General features: G+C 67.8%; 9 protein-coding genes. All 9 read right to left on the bottom strand.

The genetic code is table 11. From position 1 onward, the window contains the following. Nucleotides 1-27 precede the first annotated feature (27 nt). Entirely contained in the window at nucleotides 28-270 is a 243-nt protein-coding gene (locus tag HWX31_RS14755) for an MbtH family protein (RefSeq protein WP_174965528.1), read from the bottom strand. 94 nt (nucleotides 271-364) lie between these two features. Beyond that, the gene (locus tag HWX31_RS14750; RefSeq protein WP_174965529.1) at nucleotides 365-1,033 is read right to left on the bottom strand and encodes an RNA polymerase factor sigma-70; all 669 of its coding nucleotides are present in this window, start codon (nucleotides 1,031-1,033) and stop codon (nucleotides 365-367) included. A gap of 314 nt (nucleotides 1,034-1,347) precedes the next feature. Continuing rightward, nucleotides 1,348-2,640, bottom strand: coding sequence for a calcium-binding protein (locus tag HWX31_RS14745; protein WP_244143749.1), 1,293 nt, complete (start codon nucleotides 2,638-2,640; stop codon nucleotides 1,348-1,350). Nucleotides 2,641-2,770: 130 nt separating this feature from the next. Next, on the bottom strand, nucleotides 2,771-3,799 hold the full coding sequence (locus HWX31_RS14740; protein ID WP_174965530.1) for a fimbrial protein: 1,029 nt from the start codon (nucleotides 3,797-3,799) through the stop codon (nucleotides 2,771-2,773). Then, nucleotides 3,796-4,539: a fimbrial biogenesis chaperone gene (locus HWX31_RS14735; RefSeq protein WP_174965531.1), complete on the bottom strand. Its 744-nt coding sequence runs from the start codon at nucleotides 4,537-4,539 to the stop codon at nucleotides 3,796-3,798. Before HWX31_RS14735 ends, HWX31_RS14740 begins: the two co-directional genes overlap by 4 nt. Nucleotides 4,540-4,556: 17 nt before the next feature. Then, nucleotides 4,557-7,043: a fimbria/pilus outer membrane usher protein gene (locus HWX31_RS14730; protein WP_481971380.1), complete on the bottom strand. Its 2,487-nt coding sequence runs from the start codon at nucleotides 7,041-7,043 to the stop codon at nucleotides 4,557-4,559. Between the two features lie 88 nt (nucleotides 7,044-7,131). Next, nucleotides 7,132-7,644: a fimbrial protein gene (locus HWX31_RS14725; protein ID WP_059807127.1), complete on the bottom strand. Its 513-nt coding sequence runs from the start codon at nucleotides 7,642-7,644 to the stop codon at nucleotides 7,132-7,134. Between the two features lie 614 nt (nucleotides 7,645-8,258). Then, entirely contained in the window at nucleotides 8,259-9,227 is a 969-nt protein-coding gene (locus tag HWX31_RS14720) for an alpha/beta hydrolase family protein (RefSeq protein ID WP_174965532.1), read from the bottom strand. Between the two features lie 104 nt (nucleotides 9,228-9,331). Continuing rightward, on the bottom strand, nucleotides 9,332-10,759 hold the full coding sequence (locus HWX31_RS14715; RefSeq protein ID WP_415493123.1) for an efflux transporter outer membrane subunit: 1,428 nt from the start codon (nucleotides 10,757-10,759) through the stop codon (nucleotides 9,332-9,334). Between the last annotated feature and the right edge of the window lie 5 nt (nucleotides 10,760-10,764).

The following is a 10,764-nucleotide window of genomic DNA, read 5'->3' as shown; positions in this document are numbered from 1 at the left end:
CCTCTTCAGGTGGGCCCTCGGCGCCGCTCACGACGCGCGCTGCGCGGTTTCGCCGTCCATCGCGCGGCGCAGGCTCGCGGGCCGCATGTCGGTCCAGACGGTCTCGATGTGCGCGAGACAGTCGGCCTTCGGGCCGCGCACGCCCGCTTCGCGCCAGCCGGCCGGCACGGCGCGGAACGTCGGCCAGATCGAATACTGTTCTTCGTCGTTGATGACGACCGTGTAGACGAGGTCGTCGGTGTCGGCGGAAGGCGTCGTGGCTTGCGTCATGGTCGAAACTCGGTCGGAAATCGCCGGAGGCGGTTGAAGGAAGCGGAGCGGTTCGGCCGCCCCTGTCGAATAGACGAGCGGGCCGCGCGTTTTTTTACCGGCGCCGCGCGCGGCCGCCGCAGAACACGGGGCACGCGACGCCGCGATGGCATGCATCGAGGCATTCGGCGCAGTGGCGCTCGGCGTCGCGGATCATGAAATGCACGAGCGTCTGCGACACGTTCAGCGCGCGCGCCGCGCTCTGCAGCGTCTCGTCGCGCAGCCGCACCATCTCGAACGCCGCGCGGCTGCGCGCCGGCAGGTCGTCGAGCGCGGCCGACACGCGCCGCAGCGTGTCGCGCGTCATCAGCGCCGCTTCGGGCGTCGGCTCCGGCGACGGCACGTCGAAGCCGTCGTCCTCGTCCGCGTGGTAGAAGCTCTCGAGGTTCTGGCGGCGGCACGCGTCGATCGACGCGTTGCGCACCATCCGCGTCACGTACGCGACCGGCTGGCGTACCGCGTCCTGGTTCGGGAAATCGACGAGCTTCACGAACACGTCGTGCACGACGTCCTCGGCTCGGCTCGCGCAGCCGACGAAGCTGCGCGCGACGTTGACGAGCATCGCGCGGTGGGCGATCAGCACGTCGAGCAATGCGCCCTGCGCGCTCGGCCTGGCCGCGCGGCGCGCCTGCGGCGCGGGCCTGGACGGCCGATCGGATGGACTGCCGCGGAACGGGTTCGCCGCCGCCGTGACCGGTCGTTCGAGCACTTCCGCCATTGCCATCGATTCGCTCCGTCCAATTTCGAGATAGCAAAATCTAACGCAAACGCAAATCATTCTCAATACGATTCTTAAATACCCCTTCGGATTGGTCGGATTTGTATGAATAAAGGCGGAGTTGCGTGGGGGTGCGCGGAGGCGTCCGATGGGCGGATGGCTTGCGGGCCTGGGCCGATGAGTCGTTTCCGGCTTTTGGGGGAGATGGATCGGTGAAGCGAAGCCGCGTCGCGAACGTCGCTTCGATCGCCCCCATCACCGGTGCGATGAAGGCGACGAGGCGCCGGGCAACCGACAGTGTCGCCCGGCGCGTGTATCGGTCAATGCGTTGCTTGCATCGGCATCCGGCATTGCACGAGCCACGCACGGCCGGCGCCCGTACCGCACGCGTTGCGGCGCAGCGGCGCGCGTTGTTTCGACGACAACTTGAGCGACGCAAGCTTCGACTGGGACGTCCGCACGCGCAATGTGTCGGAACCCGGGCTCGCCGGCGGCAGCGACCGCAGCGTCGCTGCATCGATGTGCACTTGCCAGAACTGTGGCGTTCCGTTGGGGTCGTCTACGCGATAGCCCTGCCCGGTGATGGTCTGTCCGTCGGGGCTGACGCCGATCACGCGCATCAGGTCGAGCGTGCCGACCGAAATGCCGGCGGCTTCGAGCAGTGCGGCGAGACTGCGCATGCCGCTTTGCCGGGTCCAGACGTAGACGCGCGACTCACCACTTCGGCTATTGCTCGACTCGCCGGTCACGACGCGTCCGTCGGCGCTGATCGACGATGCGCTGCTGGTGTCGTCGCCTTCGAGAAACCCGAGCCGCTCGATGCTGCTGCCGCCGTTCGTCCATCGCACGGCTTCCGAATCGACCCGCTGCCCGTCCTGCGTGGACAGCAAGGTGCCGATACTGCCGACGATCGTCTGCCCGTCTTCGGTCACGCCCCAGGCCATGTCCATCCTCGGCTCGCCCGCGCTGCTCGTCGGCAACAGACGATCGCCGGATTTCTCCGTCCAGAGGAATGCACGCGAGCCATATACGCCGTCGACATTGCCGGCGTATCCCACGGCCGCGTTGCCGGCCTGGTTCATCGCGAACAGTTGAACGGCATAATTGCCTCCCGGCGGCAACTCGCGGAAGCCGGTGCGCTGGTCCCGGAAGAACCGCGCGTTCCGGCCGTCGGTCGTGACGAAGCTGCCGGTCATCCTGGAGCCGTCGCCATTCGCGACTTCGACCGTACTCCCCCAGCCCGCCGAACGCGGAACGATTTCCTGCGCGCGACCGTCGCCGGGCCAGCGCACCGCCCATCGATCGAGGTTGCCGTCCGCCTGGAGCGCGCTGATCGAACCGCCGATGATCCGGCCGTCGGCCGACACCGTCTGTGCGAAAGAGTCGTAGGCATTCGCCGGCGCGGCCAGCCGCTGCCAGCCCGTCGCGGCCGACCATGAGAAGGCGGTGCTTCGACCCGGCTGCGCGTCGTTCGAGTTGGCGCCGACGATCGTCTTGCCGTCCGCGCTAACGGCATAACCATAGTTCCGGCCCTGGCGCGGCCCGCCCAGATCGCCGAACACGGTCAGCGAATATCCACCCGCCGATGCCGTCTGCGCGTGAACCGCGCTCATTGTCGAAGCGGCCAGCACTGCCGCAACCACACTGCTTCTCAACTGCATCTTGTCTCCCCCGAAACACCGTCAATGAAATTCGGTGCGAGCGGCTTGCGCCGCAACGCACGCCGCTCGCACCGTCTCGAACTCAGTAAAGGAAAATCCGGATCGTCGCCGACGCGTTGAACGGCCCGATCTTCGGCGGTCCGAACGACTTCAGCACCGCGTCGAGCATCACGCTCTGGTTGGCAACGTTGGCCGGAAACTGCGTGAGCGTGAATTGCTTGTTGAACTCGATCGCCTTGCCCTGGCTGTCTTCGATGCCGATGCCGAAGTTGCTGTCGGCCGCCGGCACCAGCAAGCCGTTCTGCACGCTGCCCTTCGTCACTTCGAAGTAGCCGTCGACCCGCACCGGGATGCTGCATTTCTTGGTCAGCGACAGCGAAAACCGCTTGCGCGGCACGGCCGGCTGGAACCCTCTGCCCGAGGTCTGAACCTGCCCGAAATTGACGATGCCCGGCTCGGGCGTGACCAGCACGTCGACGAGGCACGGCGTCGGCTTCAGGTTCTGCAGACCGCTCAGACGGTACTGGAAGCTCGTGTTGTACGCATTCAGGCCACCCTCGCCGTCGAACTGAAACACCGTATAGACGTCGTTCGGCGGCTGCACCCATTTGCCCTTCTTGCGTACCACGACCTGATAGTCGAGGCTGATCTGCGTCCGCTTGCAACGTCCGCCGAGGAAGTCCGATCTCTTGCAGGGCTCCACGGCCAACCCGGTCGGCACGCCGCCGCCGGGGTTGCTGGTCCTGTCGAAATAATCGACGCCCTTGTAACGGATGCCGATCTGGAGCCCCCACGCAGCCGGGTCCGTACGAGTCGGATTGGCATAGAAATAAATGTTGTCGACGACGCTCAGGCTCTTGTCGTCGCCAAGGTCCTTGTAGCAATACCCGGTCGTTGTCCGCGGCGGCGATATCCAGATCACGTACCCGTCCGGCGCATCGGTCGGATACGACGCAACACCGCCGATCGGCTCGGTCAATGACGTGGCCCCACCGTTGGTCAGGCAACGCAGCGCCCACGCCGGCTGCACCGCCACGACCAGCATCGCGAGCACGACCCACCTCAGCCACGCCGCCGCCGGCGACACACGTTGTCGTCCAGCCCCCGTCATTTCTTGACGCTCTTGCAAACACCCGCCTCGCACGCATACTCCACCGCGACCTGGCCGCCGTAGTCGTCGATATGTGTGACGAACAGCGTCGCGCCCGCCGCGCCCTTGAACGGCACGTCCGCCGTGCTCATCGGACTCACCATCACCGGGTCGGGCAGCACCGGCGTCTTCTGCGCGCCCGCCGCCACGTCGACCACCGTCACATGGAACGGCGTCGGGTTGTCGAACACGAGCCTGTGCGCGGCGGCGTCGACGCGCAGCGTCATCGGCAGCGTCGGGTCCTCGTCACGCGACGGCTGCACGCCCTTCGGACGGTAAAACAGCTTCATCTGCGTGTGCAGCGCGATCTGCAGCGCGTTCGGCGTGTCCGTCTTCGGCGGCACCTCGCGGATGTTCAGGTAGAACACCGTCTCGCGATCGGCCGGCAGCGCGGTGCCCGGCAGCTTCGCGATCCGCAGCACGTTGCGCTCGTTCGCCTCGACGCGTTGCAACGGCGGCACGACCATCAGCGGCGACGTGATGCGGTTGCCCTTCGCGTCCTCGATCCACGACTGCACGAGGTACGGATAGGTCGCGCTCTTGTTCGTGATCGTCACGATCGCCGCCTGCTCGCCCTCGTTGAAGATCACGCGCGTGCGGTCCGGCACGATCGACGCGTGCGCGGCGCCCGCCAGCAGCGTGCCGAAGGCCGCGAGCGCGCAGGTCGCGCGCCGCAGGGAAAGAAAGGAATGAGGTTTCATCGCGGAAATCCGTTGAGTCATCGTTCGGTCCGGCCGGTCGCCGCATGCGGCGCGCCGGGCGGCTGGCACGTCACCGGAATCGGCGTGCCTTCGAGTTGGAGCTGGTCCGGCAGCACGTCGAGCGTGCACAGCGTGCGTTCGCCCGCGCGCACCACCAGCGACGATTTCGGCTGGACCTGGGTCAGGTACGCGGCGCCGTCCTCGCCGACGATGCCGAGCTCCTTGCCGTTCGCCGCATCCTGCACCGACGCGCCGAACGGCAGCGCCTTGCCGCCCGTGTCCGACATCGTCAAGAACAGATTGCGGCCGTGCGCGGCGGCGAACTTGACGAAGCCGATCGCGCCGTCGGTCAGCACCAGCCGCTGGATCGGGTTCGACACCTGCGTTTCGAGCGGCAGCTTCTCGACGTTGACCGTCGCGTCGAACACGTTGTACGGCGAGATGCTGTCGAGCACCGCGTAGCCGCGCGCATTGGTGCGCGACAGCGAGCCCGACAGCGGCACGTCCGGCACGCCGTCGGTCGACACCAGCAGGCGCGCGTCGCCCGCGTTGCCGTTCGCGTGCGCGGCGACGCCGTATTGCGTCGCGACCAGCGAGCCGTCGACTTCGAGCGACGCGGCCGCGTACGAATTCGCGACCGTCGACGCCTGCGCGGTGAGCTGGTACGACGACGTGCGCTGGCGGAAGCTCGCGTTCGCCGACGCGCGGCCCCCGGTCGAGCCGCCGGAAACCTGGTAGGTGCGTCCGGCCGGATCGTCGTAGATGTAGCCGGCGCTCGCGCTCGTGCTGCCGCCGCCCGTCGTCACGCTCGACGTGACGGTCTGGCGGTCGCCGATCGGCAGCGTCGCCGTCACCGAGAACTGGTTGCCGCTGCCGCCCGCGCCGAGCGTGCGGAACGCGGACAGGCTGACGTTCACGCGGCGCAGCGCGCCGAGCGAGAACGCGCGCGTCAGCGTGAGGCCGACGCGCTGGTCGGACGACCGCGCCCAGTAGGTCGTCTGGTCGTACGAGAAATAGGTCGAGGTTTCGCCGAAGCGCTTCGACAGCGTCGCCGAATAGCGCTGCTTGCTGTTCGCGAGGCCGTACGCGGTCGGGTCGCCCGAGAACTGCGAGAAGTTCGTGTAGTCGCGCTCGGAGAAGCGGTAGCCGAAGAAGCGCACGTCCGCGTCGAGCGAATCGAAGTGCTTCGAATAGTTGAAGCGGTACGAGTTGCCGTTGCGCGTCGTGCCGTTCCACCACAGCCGCGCGCTCGCATGCGTGACGTCGGCGGACACCGCGCCGAACCTGCCGAGGTCGCGGCCGACGCCGAACGCGACCGACGTATAGCCGGACGCGGCGATGAAGCCGCCGTACACGGTCACGTCGAACGGCAGGCCGTATGCCGCCTCGGCAAAGCCGAAGAACGGCGTGATGCCGGCGCCGCCGAACAGGCGCGGCTTGCCGACCGCGGCCTTGTAGCGCAGCTGCCCCTGGCGCGCGAGGAACGGCACCGACGCGGTCGTCACCTGGAAGCGCTGCACCGAGCCGTCCTCTTCCTCGACCGCGACGTCGAGCGTGCCCTGCACGCTCGTGTTGATGTTCTGCAACGCGAACGCGCCCGGCGACACGCGCGTCACGTACAGCACGCGGCCCTGCTGCGACACCGTCACGGTCGCGTTGGTGCGCGCGACGCCCGCGATCAGCGGCGCATAGCCGCGCATCGACGGCGGCAGCATGCGGTCGTCGCTGCGGATCGTCGCGCCCGTCAGCGCGAACGTGTCGAAGATGTCCGAGGTCAGGTAGTCGTCGCCGAACGACACCGTCGATTCGATCGACGGCAGCGCGCGAAACGCATAGAGCCGGCTGAAGCGGAACGTGCGGTCCGCATAGACCGTGTTGCCCGCGTTCGATTGCGCCTGGTAGTCGCCGCGAAAGCGCCACGCGCCCCAGTTCGCGCCGACCGTCCCGTACGCCTGCACCGAATTCGTCTGGCTGCCCGCCGAGCCGAAGTTGCGGTTGGTGTTCGCGATCACGCGGTAGTCGAGCAGCGCGCCCGGAATGCCCTCGGTCCAGCGCTCCGGCGGCAGGTAGTACGCGTCGGTGTATTCGAGCGCCGCCTGCGGAATCGAGATCTTGAGGCGTCCGTCGCCCTTCAGGTAGCGCACGGTCACGCCTTCGATCGCGGCGAGATCGACGCAGCGGCCGCCCTGGAAGCGCGGCAGGTCCTTCGCGAGCGACGGCTTCAGGCCGAACTGCGCGACGAGCTCCGGCGGCAGGCAGGGCCGCCCCGCGCCCGACGCGTCACCGGCGACGAACTCGATCGTCTGCAGCCCGAAGAACACGTCGTTGACCTGCACTTCGAGCAGGTACTCGCCCGGCAGCGTGAAATCGGCCTGCGAGAACTGCGACAGGTCGACGTTGCTCGCGCCGTCGATGCTCAGGAACGACGAATTGAATTCCGTCGCATGGCTCTGGCTGCCGACGGCCAGCACGGAGACGCAAAGGATGGAATGTCTGATTCGCACGAGGGATTACCGGGGTTCCTGAACGGGGCGAGAAGCGAAAAGAAGGTTCGAGGAAGGGTGCGCGCACCCTTCCCCGCGACGCGGATGCTTACTGGTAGCGGACCGTGAAGTTCGCGACGCCGTCGGCGGTGCCCGGCGTCACGCCGGCTGCCGTCGCTTCGTACATCGCCGCGAAGCGCGCGACGTTCGTGCCGTTCTGCAGCACGACCGGCGCCTTCTGCTCGGCGCCGTTGTCGAGGTATTCGCCCGACGAGGCTTGCAGGCGGATGCCGACGTTGGTCGCCGAGCCGACGGTCGCGATCAGCTTCGGCTGCGTCGCGTTCGACGAGCCCGTGAACGTGAAGAACGCGTTCTTCGCGATGCTGGTGTCGCAGTCGGTCAGCTTGATGTCGAAGTTGGTCGGCGTGGACTTGTCGCCGGCCTGCTTGAACACGTTCGTCGGCACGAAGCCGAGACGCACGGTCTGGTCGACCGAGCCCGAATCGATGCCGCATGCGCCCGCGACGATCTCGCCCGTGAAGTTGATCGTGCCGGTGCCGGCAGCGAAGGCCGACGAGGACAGTGCTGCGAAGGCGACGGCGGACAGGAGGGTTTTCTTCATGATCGATTCCGTATGAATGGCAAAAGAATGGGACGACGTGGCGGACACAACCGGTAGCGCTTGGCTCGCCCCGTCCGTCACGAGGCGGCATTATTGAGATAAATCCGAAAGTTTTTTGTAAATCATTGTTAAATGCGATCTGACAATGTCCGATTTACCATCATTCTTATGATTATTTCCCGTCAGTTCACAATCTTTTTATTTTTATCTGCAATCCTGATTGACATTCTAAAAACGTCTGAAGATAAAGAACATTTCCCGGCGCACCCTCGAAAAACCCGCCGGATGCGCGCTGGCACTGGCTTCAGGCGATCCGTCACCACAAGGCCATAATCCTGTACCAATCCGCCATTCGTTGCCGACTCACAACGGCAGCACGACGCCATTTTCAATTCACAAGAAATTAACTTCCGTCTCGCCCGCAACCCGAATTTCGCGCAATCGTTTGCGCGATCGAGTTTAACGTTTTACATACGTCACTTTGCCACCGAATAATCAAAATCACGTAATCAAATTGAAAATCGGATTTAACAATTGAATAACGAAGCCGATGCACGCGCGACGGCGTCGTACCGTCGCGCGCGCAGCCTGAAAAGCGGGAAGAAGGAGAGGAATCAGCGGTCGTCCTGCACCGCGCGGCGCGCGGCCGGCGATGCGAACAGGCGGGCGGCATCGTGGCCGATGCCGGGCGCCTCGACGAGGCGCCAGTTGAACGTCCAGCCGCGTTGCCCGGCCACGGTCCGGGCGGCGCGAAAGGCATCGAGGCCGCGCGCGTAGCGGTTGGCCCCCTGCCCGTCCGCTTCGCTGCCGTGGACGAGGTGCCTGCCGCCGGTGTCGTCCGTGCCGAGCAGCACGGTCACCGGTTGCGCGAGATACGCGCGCAGCGCATCGTCCCCGGCATGCGCCGGGCCGAGGCCGCCGAAGCCGAACGGCGCGGCGTCGGTCACGCTCGGCATCACCCAGGTCGACGGATTCGCGATCACGATGCGTGCGACGCCGGGCACGCCGCCGTACGCGGCTACGCGATCGAGGAACTGCGCGCCCGCCGAATGGCCGAGCAGCACGACGCGGGGTGCGGCGATCCCCGACGCGCGCCGCGCCCAGTCGATGAGCGGCGCGACCAGCGCACGCGGCTGGCGCGGGTCGCGCGACAATCCGTGCGCGGCGCTCGCGCCGCCATATTGATAAACGTTGCGTGGAAAGCGCGCCGCGTCGAACTGCGGCGCGACGACGATCGCGCAAATGCGCTCGGCGAGCGGCGTCGCGTGGTCGCGATAAGCGGCGCCGTCGCGCTGCACGCCGTGGAACACGACGAGCAGCGTCGCGGGCGTGCAATGCGCGGGGCGATAGGTGAAGACCGGCAATGCGACGCCCGCGACGTTCGCCGTCGCGGCCGCCGCGCCGGGGGGAATCGTCGCCGCGTCAGCTAGCGCGTGCGCAGGCTGGCTTGCCGCGACGCTCGCTTCCTTGGCCGGTGCCGCCATTGCCGCGCCGTCAGCCGCCTGCGCGTGCGCCGCTTGCGCCGCCACGAGCACCATCCCGGCGGCGAACGCCACTCCCGGCCGTGCTGGATCGATCATCATGCGTGCCCCGCTCCGTCGTGCCGACAAGCGTATCCAACGCGCGGCCGCGGCCGCGCGACGACAGCGGTCACATTACCGGATATGACGCACGCGACGCGACGCCGTCACGCGTCGGCTTCGGCCGGCGACCAGCCGCCGCCGAGCGCGCGATACAGCGTGATCGCGTTGCCGAGCCTGAGCTGCTTCAGCCGGATCAGCTCCTGCCCGGATTCGAACGTGCTGCGCTGCGCGTCGAGCAGTTCGAGATAGGTCGCGACGCCGCTGCCGTAGCGGCGCTCGGCGAGCTTCAGCCGCGCGCCGTCCGCTTCGTAGACCGCCTGCTGCGCGGCGAGCTGCGCGTCGATCCAGTCGCGCGCGGCGAACGCATCCGCCACTTCGCGGAACGCGACCTGCACGCTCTTCTCGTATTCGGCGACCGCGATGTGCTTGCGCGCCGTCGCGACGTCGAGGTTCGCGCGATTGCGCCCGCCCGCGAAGATCGGCAGCGTCATGCGCGGCGCGAACGTCCACACGCCGGTGCCGGCCGCGAACAGGCCCGAGAACGCGTCGCTGACCGAGCCGATGTCGGTCGTCAGCGTGATGCGCGGGAAGAACGCCGCGCGCGCCGCGCCGATCTGCGCGTTCGCGGCCTTCAGGCGCGCCTCGGCCTGCCGGATGTCCGGCCGCCGTTCGAGCAGCGCGCTCGGCGCGCCCGGCGCGACGGGCGCGATCGCGAGCGTGTCGAGCGTCAGCCCGTCGCCGGGCGCCGCGCGCGCGAAATCGCCCGCGAGCAGCTGCAGCGCGCGCACCGCCTGCGCATGCTCGCGCTGCAGCGCGGCCTGCGACGCGCGCGCGGCCGCCACCAGCATCTCGGCGGAGCGCAGTTCGATCGCGTCGCTCGTGCCCGCCGCATAGCGGCGCTGGGTCAGCGATGCGATCCGCTCGCGCGCGTCGAGCGTGCGCTGCGCCAGCGCGAGCTGCTCGTGCAGCGAGCGCTCCGCCACATACGCGTTCGCGACTTCGGCAATCACGCCGATCCGCACCGTGCGCTGCGCTTCGGCGGTCGCGAAGTACTCGGCGAGCGCCGCGTCCGACAGGCTCTTCACGCGGCCGAACAGGTCGAGCTCGTAGGCACTGACGCCGACGCCCGCGCGATACAGCCCGCTCACCGCGCTCTGGCGCACGACCGGGTCGTACACGCGCGTGCGCTCGTAGCCGAGGTTCGCGTCGAGCGACGGCAGCCGGTCCGCGCGCTGCACGCCGTACAGCGCGCGCGCTTCCTCGACGCGGCCCGCCGCGACCCGCAGGTCGCGGTTGTTCGCGAGCGCCGCATCGATCCACGCCTGCAGCGCCGGATCGGTGAAATACGCGCGCCAGTCGTCGAGCAGCGCGGGATTGGACGGCTGCGCGGCCGACGGCGCGCCGTCCACCGGCGCATAGCTCGCCGGCACCGGCGCCGCCGGGCGCTCGTAGCGCGGCGCGAGCGAGCAGCCCGCGAGCGCCAGCGCGGCGGCGAATGCAACCGGTGCGCGCAGCCCCGAGCGTGTAGTCATGCGAA

It is taken from the genome of Burkholderia ubonensis, from assembly GCF_902833085.1.
Lineage (GTDB): Bacteria > Pseudomonadota > Gammaproteobacteria > Burkholderiales > Burkholderiaceae > Burkholderia > Burkholderia ubonensis.
The sequence above is the reverse complement of the archived record's forward strand: the minus strand, read 5'-3'. Positions and strand labels throughout refer to the sequence as shown.